The sequence below is a fragment of the Pseudomonas vranovensis DSM 16006 genome (genome assembly GCF_000425805.1).
Taxonomy (GTDB): domain Bacteria; phylum Pseudomonadota; class Gammaproteobacteria; order Pseudomonadales; family Pseudomonadaceae; genus Aquipseudomonas; species Aquipseudomonas vranovensis.
The window spans coordinates 113,796-130,495 of the sequence record NZ_AUED01000002.1 but is presented as its reverse complement, the minus strand read 5'-3'; the positions used below and the strand labels follow the sequence as shown (position 1 = coordinate 130,495).

Annotated in this window: 14 protein-coding genes; 8 read left to right on the top strand and 6 right to left on the bottom strand. The window is 62.6% G+C overall.

The window, feature by feature from the left end:
• Positions 1-68 precede the first annotated feature (68 nt).
• From H621_RS0104565 to H621_RS0104550, 4 genes are all read left to right on the top strand, one after another.
• A complete protein-coding gene (locus H621_RS0104565; protein WP_028942226.1) occupies positions 69-701 on the top strand; it encodes a sarcosine oxidase subunit gamma in 633 nt (210 codons plus the stop codon).
• Between the two features lie 11 nt (positions 702-712).
• Positions 713-1,570, top strand: coding sequence for a formyltetrahydrofolate deformylase (gene purU, locus H621_RS0104560; protein ID WP_028942225.1), 858 nt, complete (start codon positions 713-715; stop codon positions 1,568-1,570).
• A 108-nt stretch (positions 1,571-1,678) separates the two neighbouring features.
• Positions 1,679-2,878: a formaldehyde dehydrogenase, glutathione-independent gene (gene fdhA / locus H621_RS0104555; protein WP_028942224.1), complete on the top strand. Its 1,200-nt coding sequence runs from the start codon at positions 1,679-1,681 to the stop codon at positions 2,876-2,878.
• Positions 2,879-3,082: 204 nt separating this feature from the next.
• Positions 3,083-3,652, top strand: coding sequence for a DUF2780 domain-containing protein (locus H621_RS0104550; protein WP_028942223.1), 570 nt, complete (start codon positions 3,083-3,085; stop codon positions 3,650-3,652).
• A 6-nt stretch (positions 3,653-3,658) separates the two neighbouring features.
• Here the strand turns inward: H621_RS0104550 and H621_RS0104545 are convergent, their stop codons facing one another.
• Together H621_RS0104545 and H621_RS0104540 are read right to left on the bottom strand one after the other, a co-directional pair.
• The gene (locus H621_RS0104545) at positions 3,659-5,002 is read right to left on the bottom strand and encodes an APC family permease (RefSeq protein ID WP_036989488.1); all 1,344 of its coding nucleotides are present in this window, start codon (positions 5,000-5,002) and stop codon (positions 3,659-3,661) included.
• Between the two features lie 153 nt (positions 5,003-5,155).
• Complete coding sequence (locus H621_RS0104540; RefSeq protein ID WP_028942221.1) at positions 5,156-6,043, bottom strand: acyltransferase; 888 nt, start codon at positions 6,041-6,043, stop codon at positions 5,156-5,158.
• A gap of 180 nt (positions 6,044-6,223) precedes the next feature.
• Here H621_RS0104540 and rloA2 point away from each other — a divergent pair, with 180 nt between their 5' ends.
• From rloA2 to creD, 4 genes are all read left to right on the top strand, one after another.
• Positions 6,224-6,727, top strand: a complete 504-nt coding sequence (gene rloA2 / locus H621_RS0104535) for a retropepsin-like aspartic peptidase RloA2 (protein ID WP_028942220.1) — start codon at positions 6,224-6,226, stop codon at positions 6,725-6,727.
• Positions 6,728-6,836: 109 nt separating this feature from the next.
• Positions 6,837-7,514 carry a two-component system response regulator CreB gene (gene creB, locus H621_RS0104530; RefSeq protein WP_028942219.1) on the top strand — a complete coding sequence of 226 codons (678 nt, stop codon included), beginning with the start codon at positions 6,837-6,839 and terminating at the stop codon, positions 7,512-7,514.
• A complete protein-coding gene (gene creC / locus H621_RS0104525) occupies positions 7,514-8,947 on the top strand; it encodes a two-component system sensor histidine kinase CreC (protein ID WP_028942218.1) in 1,434 nt (477 codons plus the stop codon). Before creB ends, creC begins: the two co-directional genes overlap by 1 nt.
• A 95-nt stretch (positions 8,948-9,042) precedes the next feature.
• Complete coding sequence (gene creD / locus H621_RS0104520; RefSeq protein WP_028942217.1) at positions 9,043-10,371, top strand: cell envelope integrity protein CreD; 1,329 nt, start codon at positions 9,043-9,045, stop codon at positions 10,369-10,371.
• A 216-nt stretch (positions 10,372-10,587) separates the two neighbouring features.
• Here creD and H621_RS0104515 read toward each other — a convergent pair whose 3' ends face one another.
• The 4 genes from H621_RS0104515 to aceF form a co-directional block, all read right to left on the bottom strand.
• A complete protein-coding gene (locus H621_RS0104515; protein ID WP_036989484.1) occupies positions 10,588-11,220 on the bottom strand; it encodes a glutathione S-transferase in 633 nt (210 codons plus the stop codon).
• Between the two features lie 9 nt (positions 11,221-11,229).
• Complete coding sequence (gene msrA / locus H621_RS0104510) at positions 11,230-11,895, bottom strand: peptide-methionine (S)-S-oxide reductase MsrA (protein WP_028942215.1); 666 nt, start codon at positions 11,893-11,895, stop codon at positions 11,230-11,232.
• A gap of 102 nt (positions 11,896-11,997) precedes the next feature.
• Positions 11,998-14,691 (bottom strand): putative bifunctional diguanylate cyclase/phosphodiesterase, encoded by a 2,694-nt coding sequence (locus tag H621_RS0104505; protein ID WP_028942214.1) that lies wholly within the window; start codon positions 14,689-14,691, stop codon positions 11,998-12,000.
• 367 nt (positions 14,692-15,058) lie between these two features.
• Positions 15,059-16,693, bottom strand: a complete 1,635-nt coding sequence (gene aceF / locus H621_RS0104500; RefSeq protein WP_028942213.1) for a dihydrolipoyllysine-residue acetyltransferase — start codon at positions 16,691-16,693, stop codon at positions 15,059-15,061.
• Positions 16,694-16,700 lie beyond the last annotated feature (7 nt).

Below are 16,700 nucleotides of genomic sequence, written 5' to 3'. Positions count from 1 at the left end.
GCAGTGCTGATGTCATCGCGGGTCAAGCCCTCTCCCACAAGGTCCACAGCATTCAAGGCAGGTGTGTAATGAGCACAATCAACGTTTACCAGCAACGCCCCGGCAACGACGTCAAGGCCGAGTCACCGCTCCACCATGCCGACCTGCCCAGCCTGGTCGGCAAGGGCCGCAAGAACGCCGGGGTGACCCTGCGCGAGCACAAGTTCCTCGGTCACCTGACGCTGCGTGGCGACGGCCGCGATCCGGCTTTCGCTGGCGGTGTGTTCAAGGCCCTGGGCCTGGAACTGCCCGTGGCCCTGACCGTGGTCGCCAATGGCGAGATGTCATTGCAGTGGCTGGGCCCGGATGAGTGGCTGCTGATCGTGCCGGGCGGGCAGGAATTTGCCGTCGAGCAGAAGCTGCGCGACGCCCTCGATGGCCAGCACATTCAGGTGGTCAATGTCAGCGGCGGGCAGACGCTGCTGGAACTGAGCGGCCCCAACGTGCGCGAAGTGCTGATGAAATCCACCAGCTATGATGTACATCCGAACAACTTCCCCGTCGGCAAGGCCGTGGGCACGGTGTTCGCCAAGTCGCAACTGGTTATCCGCCGTACCGGCGAGGAAACCTGGGAACTGCTGATTCGCCGCAGCTTCTCCGACTACTGGTGGTTGTGGCTGCAGGATGCGGCAGCCGAGTACGGTTTGGCCATCGAGGCCTAGGGAGCGTTGTCATGAGCCGAGCACCGGACACCTGGATTCTTACCGCTGACTGTCCGAGCCTGCTCGGCACGGTGGATGTGGTAACGCGCTACCTGTACGAGCAACAGTGCTATGTCACCGAGCATCATTCCTTCGATGATCGGTTGTCGGGGCGCTTCTTCATTCGGGTGGAGTTTCGCCAGGCCGACGGCTTTGACGAAGCCAGCTTTCGGGCAGGCCTTGCCGAGCGTGGCGAAGCCTTCGGCATGTTGTTCGAGCTGACTGCGCCCAAGCACCGGCCCAAAGTGGTAATCATGGTCTCCAAGGCCGATCACTGCCTCAACGACCTGCTCTATCGCCAGCGCATCGGCCAGTTGAGCATGGACGTGGTGGCGGTGATCTCCAACCACCCGGACCTGGAGCCGCTGGCCAACTGGCACCGGATTCCCTATTACCACTTCGCCCTCGATCCACTCGACAAGCCGGCCCAGGAGCGCAAGGTGCTGCAGGTGATCGAGGAGTCCGGCGCCGAACTGGTGATTCTCGCCCGCTACATGCAGGTGCTGTCGCCAGAGTTGTGCCGCAAGCTCGACGGCTGGGCGATCAATATCCATCACTCCCTGCTGCCGGGTTTCAAGGGCGCCAAGCCGTATCACCAGGCCTACAACAAGGGCGTGAAACTGGTGGGCGCCACTGCCCACTACATCAACAACGACCTCGACGAAGGGCCGATCATTGCCCAGGGCGTGGAGGCGGTGGACCACAGTCATTACCCCGAGGACCTGATTGCCAAGGGGCGCGATATCGAGTGCCTGACGCTGGCACGGGCGGTGGGGTATCACATCGAGCGGCGGGTGTTTTTGAACGCCAACAGGACGGTAGTGCTCTGAATCGCAGGGCTAGCCCCGTGAAAAAGATTGATTCCAGTAACACAGCGCAGCCCCGGGGCCGCGCACTTTGCACCGCTACATAACAACAAACTTTAGCGAGGTAAAAGCATGTCTGGTAATCGTGGTGTGGTGTATCTCGGCGCTGGCAAGGTCGAGGTGCAGAAAATTGACTACCCGAAAATGCAGGACCCACGTGGCAAGAAGATCGAGCACGGGGTAATCCTCAGGGTGGTCTCCACCAATATCTGTGGCTCCGACCAGCACATGGTGCGCGGTCGTACCACCGCCCAGGTCGGGCTGGTGCTGGGCCATGAAATTACCGGCGAGGTGATCGAGAAGGGCAGGGACGTCGAGAACCTGCAGATCGGCGACCTGGTCTCGGTACCCTTCAACGTGGCGTGCGGGCGTTGCCGCTCGTGCAAGGAACAACACACCGGCGTCTGCCTGACTGTCAACCCGGCCCGTGCAGGCGGTGCCTACGGTTACGTCGACATGGGCGACTGGACCGGTGGCCAGGCCGAATACGTGCTGGTGCCTTATGCCGACTTCAACCTGCTTAAACTGCCGAACCGTGACAAGGCCATGGAGAAGATCCGCGACCTGACCTGCCTGTCGGACATCCTGCCGACTGGTTATCACGGTGCGGTCACGGCCGGTGTCGGTCCGGGCAGTTCGGTGTATATCGCGGGTGCCGGCCCTGTCGGTCTGGCCGCCGCCGCTTCGGCCCGCTTGCTGGGCGCTGCCGTGGTGATCGTGGGTGATGTGAACCCGGTGCGCCTGGCCCACGCCAAGGCCCAGGGTTTCGAGATTGCCGACCTGTCACAGGACACCCCGCTGCACGAGCAGATCGCCAACCTGCTGGGTGAGCCAGAGGTCGATTGCGCTGTCGATGCGGTGGGCTTCGAAGCCCGTGGCCACGGCCATGCCGGTGCCAAGCACGAAGCCCCGGCTACCGTGCTCAACTCGTTGATGGGCGTGGTGCGGGTGGCGGGCAAGATTGGTATTCCCGGCCTGTATGTGACCGAAGACCCGGGTGCGGTGGATGCCGCGGCCAAGATCGGCAGCCTGAGCATCCGCTTTGGCCTGGGTTGGGCAAAGTCACACAGCTTCCACACCGGGCAGACACCGGTGATGAAGTACAACCGCCAACTGATGCAGGCGATCATGTGGGATCGCATCAACATCGCCGAAGTGGTGGGCGTGCAGGTGATCAGCCTGGACCAGGCGCCTGAGGGGTATGGCGAGTTCGATGCGGGTGTGCCGAAGAAGTTTGTGATCGATCCGCACAAGCTGTTCAGCGCGGCGTAAGGCATCGTCGCGGGGCAAGCCCGCTCCCACCAACTGGGTAGGAGCGGGCTTGCCCCGCGATAGCGGTGCGCCAGTAAGATCGCTATCACGGGGCGAGTCGAGCCATCGCAACGCCGCTCCTACAGCCCGTCCACATGGAACATTCCCTTGCCTGTATAGTCCAACCCTCGTTTTCCCTGCCTTTACGGCTGACGAGGTTTTTCCATGAAACGTTTCGCACTGGTCACCCTGATGACCCTGGCTGCCAGCCCGGTGTTTGCCTTCAACCTCAGCGATGCGGCCAACGCCGTCTCCGCCATGCAAGGCAACAAGGACGGTGCTGCCGTACAGGCGCCAGCCGCCTCGGCGAACTTGCTCAATACCCTCGGCAGCGAGCTGAAGGTCACTCCCGAACAAGCCATCGGTGGTACCGGCGCCTTGCTGGGCCTGGCCCGCAATCAGCTCAGCAGCACTGACTACGAGCAGCTCAGCAAAGCCGTACCCGGCCTGGATATGCTCTCCGGCGAAAACGCCCTGGGCGGTTTGAGCGGCCTGGGCGACCTGCTCGGCAAGAGCGGCAATTCCTCGGCGTTGAGCAACGCCCTGGGCAACAACGTCAAAGACACCAACGACCTCAACAACGCCTTCAGCGCGCTGGGCATGGACACCGGCATGATCGGCCAGTTTGCCCCGCTGATCCTTCAGTACCTCGGTCAGCAGGGCGTAGCCGGTTCGTTGCTGCAGAACCTGGGCAGCCTGTGGACGACCACCCCGGCCACTGTGCCGTCAGTGTAATTACGCTCAGCCGGCTTCCGAAAAGTTCACCGTCTGCACCGGACGACGGAAGCCGCAGGTCAGTACCAGCAGGTAGACCAGCCCCAGGGCGAACCAGCTCAGGCCAATGGTCAGGGTCAGGGACGACAGGCTGGTCCACAGCCACAGCGTCAGGCTCATGCCTACCAGCGGGATCAGGCCATAGCGCAGCAACCCGGCCAGGTTGCGGTGGCAGGTCTCGTTGACCAGGTGGGTGCGGATCACCGCCAGGTTCACCGCCGAGAAGGCCACCAGCGCACCGAAGCTGATCAGCGACGCCAGGGTGGACAGGTCGATCACCAGCGCCAGCAGGGAAAAGGCCGACACCACCAGGGTGGCCATGACCGGTGTGCCAAAGCGCTGTGAAAGGCTACCGAAGCAACGCTGCGGCAAGACCCTGTCGCGGCCCATGGTGTATAGAATCCGCGACACTGCCGCCTGCGACGCCAGGGCCGAACCGAGGCTGCCGGCCACGAATGCAGCGGTGAAGAAGTTGGCCAGGAATTGGCCGCCTGCCTTGAACATCACTTCGTTGGCAGCGGCATCGGTGTTGGCAAAATGGCTGCCCGGCAGTACCAGCTGGCTGATGTAGGCGAGCAGGGTGAACAGCAGGCCGGCACCGAGGGTGGTTAGGATGATTGCCCGAGGCACGTTGCGCTCCGGATCTTTGGTTTCTTCGGCCAGGGTCGAAACCGCATCGAAGCCCAGGAACGACAGGCACAACACCGCAGCCCCAGCCATCAGTGCGCCGAAGCCCGGCTGGCTGCCGTCGCCAGTCAAGGGCGAGAGCACATCGATCGGCTGGCCGCCGAGGGTCTTGAACGACATCGCCACGAACACACCGATGAACACGATCTGCGCGCCGACGATCAGGTTGCTGGTCTTGGCCACCGAGTGGATGCCGACCACGTTGAGTACGGTGACCAGGGCAATCGAGGCCAGGATGATGGTCCACACCGGGATGCTCGGAAAGGCGATGTTCAGGAACAGGCCGATCAGCAAGTAATTGATCATCGGGATGAACAGGTAATCGAGCAGCAGCGACCAGCCGGCCAGAAAGCCGATGTTGGGCCCGAACGCCAGGTTGGTGTAGGAGTAGGCAGACCCGGCAACCGGGAAGCGCCGGACCATGAAGCTGTAGGACGTGGCGGTAAACAGCATGGCCACCAGGGTGACCAGGTAGGCGCCGGCAGTGCGCCCGCCGGTGAGTTCGGTGACGATGCCGTAGGTGGTGAAAATGGTCAGCGGGACCATGTAGACGAGGCCGAAGAACACCAGAGCGGGAAGGCCCAGGACACGGCGAAGCTGGGTATTGCTGGAGGGATTGGCCATTATCGATCCTGGCTTTTTGTAATTGTTTGTTGATCGATTTTTATCCAGTTAAACCTTCAATAGCAAACAAAGATTCCCTTATCTTGATTATAAATACAGATTTTAATCGACTTGCTGGGGCATGGTGAGCGCTGGCAAGCGAGCGCCCACAGGTCAGCGCAGTTCGGCACGCAGTGCTTCGATGCGGGCGTCCTTGTCGTGCCACAGCTGGTTGATCCAGTCCTGCACGGTCTGGCGGAAGACCGGGTCGTTTTCGTAGTCGCCGGTCCACAGGGCCGGGTCCAGCTCGCGCACCTGGATGTCGATGATTACCTTGGGCACTGCGCCGCTGAGCAGGTCCCAGAAGCCGGGGGGCTTGTTGCCGGGGTAGACGATGGTGACGTCGAGCAGGGCGTCCAGTTGCTCGCCCAGCGCTGCCAATACGAACGCCACGCCACCGGCCTTGGGCTTGAGCAAGTGCTGGAACGGTGATTGCTGCGCCTGGCGCTTGGCTTCGGTGAAGCGCGTGCCTTCCAGGTAGTTGACCACGGTCACCGGCTGGCGCTTGAACAGCTCGCAGGCGGCCTTGGTGATTTCCAGATCCTGCCCCTTGAGCTCAGGGTGCTTTGCAAGGAAGGCCTTGCTGTAGCGCTTCATGAACGGATAATCCAGCGCCCACCAGGCCAGGCCCAGCAGCGGCACCCAGATCAGCTCTTTTTTCAGGAAGAACTTGAAGAACGGAATGCGCCGGTTCAGCGCCTGGATCAGTGCCGGGATATCCACCCAGCTCTGGTGGTTGCTCACCGCCAGGTAGGAGGTATCCAGGCGCAGGTCGGCGGCGCCGCGCACTTCCCACACGGTGGGGATGCACAGGCGGAAGATGAGTTTGTCGATCTCGGCCCAGGTCTCGGCGATCCACATCACCGCCCAGGAGGCGTACTCACGGTAACGGCCGGGCAGGACCAGTTTGAGCAGGGCGAAGACCATCAGCGGGCCGATCAGGACCAGGGTGTTGAGCAGCAACAGCGTGGTCACAAGAATGCCCGTCAGCAAGCGGCGCATAAGAAGACTCTTATATTCAAGTAAGCGGTCGGCAATGATAAGCAGCCTCCGGGCGTACGCCAAATGCTCCGCTCTGCCCGGGTCGCACAAATGTTTCACTTTGTGTTGAGTAAGCTATCAACGCGAACCTATCCTGCCTTCGCAGTCTAAACACTGTCTTTTCTCAAGGAAGCGGATCCTGTGAAATCTGTACTTGCACTGTTGTCCCTGCTCGCGCTGCCGGTCATGGCCGCCGACCCAACCCTGTATGGCCGCTACGAATACATCAAGCTCCCGGAGTTTGGCGGTGAAACCCTTAAGGCCAAGATGGACACCGGTGCGCTGACCGCGTCGCTGTCGGCCAAGGACATCGAGCGCTTTACCCGCGACGGTGAAGATTGGGTGCGCTTTCGCCTGGCGACCAAGGAGTCCGACGGCAAGGTCTATGAACACAAACTGGCGCGCATGAGCAAGATCAAGAACCGCGCCGACGAGGACGAAGACGGCGAAGGTGCCGACATCAGCAAGCGCCCGGTGGTCGACCTGGAGCTGTGCCTGGGTGACGTCAAGCGCACCGTGGAGGTCAACCTGACCGACCGCAGCAGCTTCAACTACCCGTTGCTGATCGGCGCCAAGGCGTTGCGTGAGTTCAAGGCAGCGGTGAACCCGGCACGGCGGTTTACGGCGGGCAAGCCGGACTGTTGATGCGCCAGCGGCAAGTTTCACGCTGCAAGCTGCAAGAAAAAGCGCTTCGGTGTAACGTCACCCAATCCGCTTCTACTTGAAGCTTGTCGCTTGAGGCTTGCAGCTCCAAATGCCCCATATCTTGATCGTCGAAGACGAAGCCGCCATCGCCGATACCCTGATCTTCGCCCTGCAGGGCGATGGTCACAGCACCGAGTGGGTCTCGCTGGGCAGCGCTGCGCTTGAGCAACAGCGCCTGCATCCGGCCGATCTGATCATTCTGGATATCGGCCTGCCGGATATCAGCGGTTTTGAAACCTGTCGGCAGTTGCGCCGTTTCACCGAGGTGCCAGTGATGTTCCTGAGTGCCCGTGACGGTGAAATCGACCGGGTGGTGGGGCTTGAAATCGGTGCCGACGATTACGTGGTCAAACCCTTCAGCCCCCGTGAGGTTGCTGCACGGGTGCGGGCGATTCTCAAGCGCACGGCGCCGCGTACCGAACCCGAGGCACCGGTCGTGTTCCAGCTCGACACCCTGCGTATGCAGATCAGCTATCGCGGCCAGCCCCTGACCCTGACCCGTCACGAATTTCGCTTGATGCAGTGCCTGTTGGAGCAGCCCGAGCGGGTGTTCAGCCGCGAGCAGTTGCTCGACGCCGTGGGCGTGGCCGCCGATGCCGGCTACGAGCGCAGTATCGATAGTCACATCAAGAGCGTGCGCGCCAAACTGCGCCAGGTGGTGGCCAGCGCCGAGCCGATCCAGACCCACCGGGGCCTGGGCTACAGCTACAGCCCGAGCCATAGCTGATGCGCCTGGGAATCCGGATTTTCCTGGTCTATTTCCTGTTTGTGGGGCTGATCGGTTTTTTCATTCTCAGCACCGTGCGCGAAGAGATCCGTCCCGGTGTGCGCCAATCCACCGAAGAAACCCTGGTCGATACCGCCAACCTGCTGGCCGAGATCCTTCACGACGACGTCAAGGCCGGAACCCTCGGCCAGAGCCGCCTGCCGCAGTTGTTGCGCGCCTATGGCCAGCGTCAGCCCAAGGCAGACATCTGGGGCTTGTCGAAGAACCAGGTCAATCACCGCATCTATGTCACCGACGCCCAGGGCATCGTGCTGCTCGATTCCAGCGGTGCGGCCGTGGGCGAGGACTATTCGCGCTGGAACGATGTCTACCTGACTCTGCGTGGCGAATACGGCGCGCGTTCCACCCGCAGCGATCCGAATGACCCGGAGTCGTCGGTGATGCATGTGGCGGCGCCGATCCTCGATGAGGGCAAGATCATTGGCGTGGTGACCGTGGCCAAGCCGAACAAGTCGTTGCAGCCCTATATCGACCGCTCGGAGCAGCGCTTGCTGTACCTGGGGCTGGGGTTGATCGGCCTGGGCTTGCTGGTGGGGGCGGCGTTGTCGTGGTGGCTGGCGCGCTCGCTGCGGCGCCTGACCCATTACGCCCAGGCGGTCAGCGAAGGAGAGCGCACCACACTGCCGCATTACCGTGGTGGTGAGCTGGGACAGTTGGCGGCTGCGGTCGAGCGCATGCGTACCCGGCTTGAAGGCAAGGATTATGTCGAGCGCTATGTCCATACCCTGACCCACGAACTCAAGAGCCCGTTGGCCGCCATTCGCGGTGCCTCGGAGCTGCTGCAGGGGCCGATGGACGAGGCGCAGCGCCAGCGCTTTGCCGGCAACATAGAGAGTGAAAGCGCGCGCATGCAGCAGCTGATCGAGCGCCTGTTGAACCTGGCGCAGGTCGAGCAGATGCAGGCGTTGGAAGATCAGCAGCAGGTGCCGCTGGCGGCACTGATCGATGAGCTGTTGGTGGCCCAGGGGGCGCGCATCGAAAGCACCGGCCTGCAGGTGCGTCAGCGGGTAGCAGCTAACGTGCGCCTGTTGTGCGAGCCATTTCTGATGCGTCAGGCCATTGCCAACCTGCTCGACAACGCCCTGGATTTCACCCCGCCCGGCGGCATGCTGCTGTTCGAGCTCGAGCGGCGCGAGGGTCGCGTGGCTCTGAGCCTGTTCAACCAGGGCGAGGCGATTCCCGACTATGCGCTGGGGCGGGTGAGTGAGCGTTTCTATTCGTTGCCGCGCCCGTTCAGTGGCCGCAAGAGCACAGGCCTTGGCCTGAACTTTGTCGAGGAAGTGATGCAACTGCACGGCGGCTCGCTGGAAGTGGCCAACGTCGAAGACGGTGTGCGCGTGCGGCTGTGGCTAGCGGCCAAGCGCTTTGGCTGAAGACTTCACACAAACTCCACATAGCCTCCACATAAGTACTCAAGGGCTCCATTTCGCGTGCGCAGACTCTGCCCATCGAAACCGGAGCCTTTTTCATGAACCGAACATTGAGTATCAAACTCGGCGCGATTGCCTTCCTGATCATCCTGTTGTTGATCCCGTTGCTGATGATCGGTGGCCTGATTGGCGAGCGCCAGGACCTGCGTGACACCGTCGTGCAGGACATTGCCCAAAGCTCCAGCTTCAGCCAGCAGATCAGCGGGCCGGTGCTGGTAGTACCGTACCGCAAGACCGAACGGCGCTGGAAACTCCAGGACGGCCAGACTACCCAGGAGAACAGCCAGGTCAGCGGTCACCTGTACTTCCTGCCAGAAACCTTCGAGCTGAAGTCGAGCATCGACACCGAGCTGCGTTCGCGGGGGATCTACCAGGCCCGGTTGTTCCACGCCGACAACCATATCAGCGGGCAATTCAAGCTGCCGGCACAATGGGGGATCACTGAGGACTACGCCGACTATCGCTTCGAGCCGGCCTTCCTGGCGGTCGGCATCAGTGACATCCGTGGCATCGACAAAGGCCTGCAGTTGCAACTCAATGATCGTCGCCTGGACTTCCAGCCCGGAACCCGTCTGGGCTGGCTGGGCAGTGGTGTGCATGCAGCCTTGGGCGCGCTCGATGCCCACGCCGAAGCCGTGATCGACTACAGCTTTGATCTCAGCCTGCAGGGCACCGGGCAGTTGCATGTGCTGCCGGTGGGCCGCAGCACCAGCGTGAGCATGGCCTCCAACTGGCCGCATCCAAGCTTTATCGGCAACTATCTGCCCAGCAGCCGCAAAGTGGACGCCGGGGGGTTCTCCGCCCGCTGGCAGACTTCGTTCTTCTCCACCAACCTGGAAGACGCCTTGAGCCAGTGCCAGGTGCATGCCAACTGCGACGACTTTCGTGGCCGCGCATTCGGCGTGAGCTTTGTCGACCCGGTGGACCAGTACCTCAAGAGCGAACGGGCGATCAAATATGCGCTGCTGTTCATCGTCCTGACCTTTGCCGGTTTCTTCCTGTTCGAGATCCTCAAGAACCTCAGCGTTCACCCAATCCAGTACGCCCTGGTCGGCGCGGCGCTGGCGCTGTTCTACCTGTTGCTGTTGTCGTTGTCCGAGCACCTGGGCTTTGGCGTGGCGTACCTGCTGTCGGCCGGGGCCTGTGTGTTGCTGGTCGGTTTCTACCTGTGCCACGTGCTGCACAGCCTGTGGCGGGCGCTGGGCTTTGCCCTGGGGTTGGCAGTGCTCTATGGCATGCTCTACGGCCTGCTCAGCGCCGAGGACTATGCGCTGCTGATGGGGTCGTTGCTGTTGTTCGGGTTGTTGGGTGTGTTCATGGTGCTGACCCGCCGACTGGACTGGTACAGCATCGGGAGAGGGCAATGAGCGGGTTGCGCGAGGAGAGGAGCCTGGGGGCGGTGATGGCGCTGAATGTTGCCATCATTTGGAATGCTGAGATCGCGGGAGTGCAGGCAAGTGTCTTTGTAGCCGCTGCCGCCAGGCTGCGATCGACTGCGCAGCAGTCGTCATGTGCTGACAACGACCGCTACGCGACCGATTGCAGCCTGGCGGTAGCGGCTACAGCTTCCTCGACAAGGCCCGTCAGTTCATCGACGGATCGGTAGCCCGCATCGAGTCGCGCTGACTCACTTCGGCATACCACGCCGCAAGCTTTGGCTGCCGCTTGCGCCAGCCAAAGTCCGGCATGCGCAGGTCGAGGTAACCCAGGGCACAGGCCACGCCGATGGCGGCGATGTCGAACACTGACGCCAGCTCGGCAATGTGCTCCTGCTCAAGGTTGGCCAAGCCACGGCGGATCTTGTCCTGCTGGGCGTCGACCCAGCTGTCCCAGCGCTTTTCTTCCGGACGCAGGAAGGTCTCGTAGCGGGTCAGCACGGCGGCATCCATGACGGCATCGGCCAGGGCCGCCAGGGTCAGGCGGTTCCAGCGTGCGGCGCCCTCCTTGGGGATCAGCGGGTTGCCCACATGCTGCAAGTCGAGGTATTCGCAGATCACCCGGCTGTCGAACAGCACGTTGCCGTCGTCCAGGCGCAGGGCCGGGATCTTGCCAGCCGGGTTGGTCAGGTTCAGGTCTGCATCGGGGGCGACCGGGCTCAGGTTGATGCTTTGAACAGCAACCCGGTTGGTTTGCCCGGTTTCATGCAGCACCACCATGACCTTTCGCACAAAGGGCGAGGCCGGTGAGTGGAACAGTGTCATGGTCGGTGCAGACATGATCGCTCCTCAGTTGCCTTGCAGGCTGGGTGGCAGGCAGACACCGGTACCGCCGATGCCGCAATAGCCCTCGGGGTTCTTGGCCAGGTACTGCTGGTGGTAGGCCTCGGCGAAGTACACGGTCGGCGCCTGATCGATCTCAGTGGTGATTTCACCGAATCCGGCCTTGGTCAGTTCAGCCTGGTAGGCGTCTTTGCTGGCCTGGGCTTCTTCCAGTTGCTGCGGGCTGGTGCAGTAGATCACCGAGCGGTACTGGGTGCCGATATCGTTGCCCTGGCGCATACCCTGGGTGGGGTTGTGCAGTTCCCAGAACATGGCCAGCAGCTCGCGGTAGCTGACTTTGTCCTTGTCGAACACCACCAGCACCACTTCGGTGTGGCCGGTCAGGCCCGAGCAGACTTCTTCGTAGGTGGGGTTCGGGGTAAAGCCGCCGGCGTAGCCGACCACGGTGCTGACCACGCCTTCACGCTGCCAGAAGCGGCGTTCGGCGCCCCAGAAGCAGCCCAGGCCGAAGATGGCAAAGTCGACGTTTTCGAAGAACGGGCCGAGCAGCGGCGTGTCTTTGAACACGTAGTGCTTTTCAGGCAGGGTCATTGGGGTTTCGCGGCCAGGCAGTGCCTGTTCGGCGGTAGGCAGGACGTTTTTATTCACCAGGATTTCCGAGCGCAGGACCATAACTGTTCCTCTTTTAGTGTTGGCCCATCGCAGGTGCAGGAGCGGGCTTGCCGCGCGATGGGTCTCGAATGGACCCTATATTGCCCGACTGTTACGCCGCTGTCAGGCGCCGGGGCCACGCGGATAGCGCTTGAGTTTCTCGACCAGCTCGCTGCCCGGAATCGGCCGGTCGAACAGGTAGCCCTGGCCCACATCGCAGCGGTGGCGACGCAGGAATGCCAGTTGCTCGGCTGTCTCGATGCCTTCGGCGACCACTTTGAGCTTGAGGTTGTGGGCCATGGCCACCACCGCCGAGGTGATCTCCATGTCGTCCTGGTTGTCCGGTATTTCATGGATGAAGCTGCGGTCGATCTTGATGATGTCGATTGGAAACTTCTTCAGGTAACTCAGCGAGGAATAGCCGGTGCCGAAGTCGTCCATGGCCAGGGTCAGGCCCAGTTGCTTGAGCTGGTCGAGCTGGCGGTGGGTGTCTTCGGTGGCTTCGAGCAGCAGGCCTTCGGTCAGCTCCAGTTCCAGCAGGTGCGGCGGCAGGGCTTCTTCCTTGAGGATATTGGCGATCGAGGCGACCAGGTCAGGGTCGGAGAACTGCTTGGGCGAGAGGTTGATTGCCACCTGCAGGTTGCCCAGGCCTTCGCTGCACAGGCGCTGGCTCATGCGGCAGGCCTGGCGGGCGATCCATTTGCCGATGGGGATGATCAGGCCGGTTTCTTCAGCCACGCTGATGAACTGGTCCGGGCGGATCATGCCCTTCTCCGGGTGGTTCCAGCGCAGCAGCGCCTCCAGGCCCAGCAAGCGGCCGCTGCGCAGGCACAGCTTGGGCTGGTAGAACACGTCCAGCTCGTTCTGGGTCAGGGCTCGGCGCAGGTTGTTCTCGACGAACAGCTTGTAGCTGGCTTCGGCGTTCAAGGCCTCGGTGAACACCTGGACTTGATGCTTGCCATTGGCCTTGGCCTTGTGCAGGGCCAGGCCTGCGTTCTTCATCAGTGTCTGCGGGTCGCGGCCATGCAGGGGAGCGCAGGCCAGGCCCACTGAGGCGGTGACGTTGATCAGCTGGTTGTCGACGAACATGGGCTTGTCGAGGGTGCACAGCAGTTGCTGGGCGACCTGTTGGCCGATATCCAGGTCGGTGTCTTCGAGCAGCACGGCAAATTCGTTGCTGGCAAAGCGCGCCAGGCTGCCGCCGGCGCTGAGGCTGTTGCGCAGGCGCCGGGCCAGGCTGATCAGCAATTTGTCGCCGGTCTGGTGACCGAGGCTGTCGTTGATCCGCTTGAAGTTGTCGATGTCCACCAGCAGCAGGCTGATGGGGCTGTCGCTGTCGCGAGCGAAGCGCTCATCGAGGTTGCGGATGAACGCGGGGCGGTTGCCCAGGCTCGTGAGGTTGTCGGTGTAGGCCAGGCGCTCGATGCGCTGCTGGGCCAGCTTGCTCTGGGTGATGTCTTCGTAGATGCCGATGTAGTGGGTCAGTTCGCGGTTGTCACCGTAGACCTTGGAAATCGACAGCTGGCCCCAGTAGGGCTCGAGGTTCTTGCGCCGGCTCTTGAACTCGCCTTGCCAGCTGTTGCCGATGGCCAGGCTCGACGGTGCATCGAACAGCAACTCGCTGAGGTTCTCGAGGGCTGGCAGTTCCGAGAGCCGCTGGCCGTGGACCTCGTCGGTGCTGTACTGGGTGATGGCGGTGAAGCTTGGGTTGACGTATTCGACCACACCGTCGCGGTTCACCAGCAGGAAGGCGTTGGCGCTTTGCTCTACCGCACGCTGGAACAGATGCAGGGCGCTGGTGGCGGTGCGGCGGTTGTGGTTGTTGATGACCTGGGCGAACTGGTCGGCCAGCTCACCGGCAAAGGCGATCTCATCCGACTGCCAGGCCCGCGGTGAGCCGGTGTGCTCCAGGCACAGCACGCCAACCACCTGGCCATCGATACGGATGCTGGCATCGAGCATGGCGTTGATATCGCGCGGGCGCAGGCTCTCGGCCATCTCACGGGTGCGCGGGTCGTGGCTGGCATTGTGGGCGTCGATGGCGCGGCTGGTGTGCAGGGCGTCGAGGTAGTCGGGAAAGCGCCCCACGTCGATGGGCTCGGGCAGGGTGTATTTCTGGGTTTCGCGGTAGTAGGCGGAAATCGGCTCCAGGCGCTGGCCTTCGAGGTGCCAGATGCTGGCGCAATCGATGCTGTAGATCTCGCAGGCGCTGCGGGTGATCAGCTCGGCGGCTTCGAGCAGTGAGTTGCTGGCGGTGTAGCGGTGGCGCGCCAGGTGCAGGATCAGCTCCTGTTGGGCGCTTACCCGCTCGAGGTGTTCCAGTTGCTCCTGCTGGGCGCGCTGGTTGAGCTGCAGGGCGATCTGCAAGCGGTTGTTGCGGGTCTCGAGTTCGGCCGCGCTCAGGTCCGGGGTATCGCCTGGGTGGGTGTCGATCACCATCAGGTAACCGCGCAGCAGCTGGCGATTGTGCTGCTTGTAGGCTTCGCCCAGTTCCAGCAGGTGCAACGGCCCCTGGGCGGTGTGCAAGGTATAGCGCACCAGGTAGCTGGGGCGCTGGCCCAGTTGCAGCTGGATGTCGTCATGCAGCTTGTAGCGCGCCTCGGGCTCCATCAGGCTGGCGTAGGGCGAGCCGACCAGGGCGCAGAGATCGACCGCCGCCACGCCGAACTGACGCTCGCAGGCCGGATCGAGGTAAAGCAGGGCCCAGCTGGCTTCGTTCAGCCGCTCGAAACGCAGCATGCCGAGCCGCGAGGGCACTGGCAGTTGCGTCACTACCTCGGCCGCCATACGGCTGGCGGCATCGGGTTGGCTTTTCATCGAGAGCTCGCTTCAAGAAGGCTGGTCGCGCAGGTAGCGCACGCAGCGACTACACGGGTTGGGCAAGGTTGCATGATGAGCTTGAGGCTAGCAAGCAATACCATTGTGTCGGCAGGGCGACGGAATTCTGTAGGCGCGGGCTGACAGGATGGCGACTGCTGTGCAGTCGATCGCAGCCTCGTTCCTCGGCAGCGGCTACAGGCATGCCTTTGTAGCTGCTGGCGATAGCCTGCGATCGGCCGCGCAGCGGTCGAGGTGCAGAATTTCGGGCAAAAAAAGCCCCGCCAAAGTGACGGGGTTGAGGTACGAGCGTGGCAGCTCGAAAAGGGAGCCTGTCTCCCCCGGCAGGAGGAGACAGGAAACAGCATTACAGCAGCATGGTGCGGATGTCGGTCAGCAGGTCGCCCAGACGCTTGGTGAAGCGTGCGGCAGCCGCGCCGTTGATCACACGGTGATCGTAAGACAGCGACAGCGGCAGCATCAGCTTGGGCTGGAAGGCCTTGCCATCCCAGACAGGCTGGATGGTGGCCTTGGAAACACCCAGGATCGCCACTTCTGGCGCGTTGACGATCGGCGTGAAGCCGGTGCCGCCAATGTGGCCGAGGCTGGAGATGGTGAAGCAGGCGCCTTGCATGTCGTCAGCCGACAGCTTTTTGGTCCGGGCTTTTTCAGCCAGGGCCGCCGCTTCGCCAGCCAGTTGCAGCAGGCTCTTCTGGTCGACGTTCTTGATCACAGGGACCAGCAGGCCATCCGGGGTGTCTACGGCGAAACCGACGTTGACGTATTTCTTGCGGATGATCGCTTTGCCGCTTGGTGCCAGCGAGCTGTTGAAGTCCGGCAGTTCCTTGAGCAGGTGGGCGCAGGCCTTGAGCAGCAGTGGCAGTACGGTCAGCTTGACGCCGGCCTTCTCTGCAACGGCTTTCTGGGCAACGCGGAAAGCTTCCAGCTCGGTGATGTCGGCGCTGTCGAACTGGGTGACGTGAGGCACGTTCAGCCAGCTGCGATGCAGGTTGGTAGCACCCATCTGCATCAGGCGGGTCATCGGAACTTCTTCGATTTCGCCGAAGCGGCTGAAGTCGACTTCCGGGATCGGCGGGATGCCAGCACCACCGGTTGCACCGGCGGCTGGGGCTTCCTTGGCCTTCTGCATCATGGCCTTGACGTAGACCTGCACGTCTTCCTTGAGGATGCGACCGTGCGGGCCAGTGGCGCCAACGGCGCTCAGCTCGACGCCGAACTCGCGGGCCAGCTGACGCACGGCAGGGCCGGCGTGAACCTTGGCACCGCTGGCAGCGGCAGGGGCTGCAGCAGGAGCGGCGGCCGGGGCAGCAGCCGGTGCAGGCGCAGCAGCCGGTGCAGCTTCAGCCTTGGCTGGCGCCGGGGCGGCAGCGGCAGGTGCTGGGGCCGCAGCAGGCGCAGCGCCTGCAACTTTGAGCTTGATGATCAGGTCACCAGTGCCGACTTCGTCGTCGAGCTTGGCGATCACGGCTTCGACAACGCCTGCGGCTGGAGACGGGATCTCCATCGAGGCTTTGTCCGATTCCAGGGTGATCAGCGACTGGTCGGCTTCGACGGTGTCGCCGACCTTGACCAGGACTTCGATGATCTTGGCCTTGCCCGAGGAGCCGATGTCTGGAACGTGGATGTCCTGGACGGTGGCAGCAGCAGGGGCGGCAGCCGGTGCCGGAGCGGCCGCTGCAGCCGGGGCTGCAGCAGGCTTCTGTTCGGCAGCCGGAGCGGCGGCCGGAGCCTCGGGCGCAGCAGCTGCGCCCTCGACTTCCAGTTCCATCAGTTCGTCGCCTTCTTTCAGGCGGTCGCCCAGCTTGACCTTCAGCGACTTGATCACACCGGCCTTGGGGGCCGGGATCTCCATGGAGGCCTTGTCGGACTCCAGGGTCAGCAGGCTCTGGTCAGCCTCGATGCGGTCGCCGACTTTGACGAACAGCTCAATGATTTCACCTTCACCGCTGCCGATGTCAGGTACGCGAATGAGTTCGCTCACTTAAAAA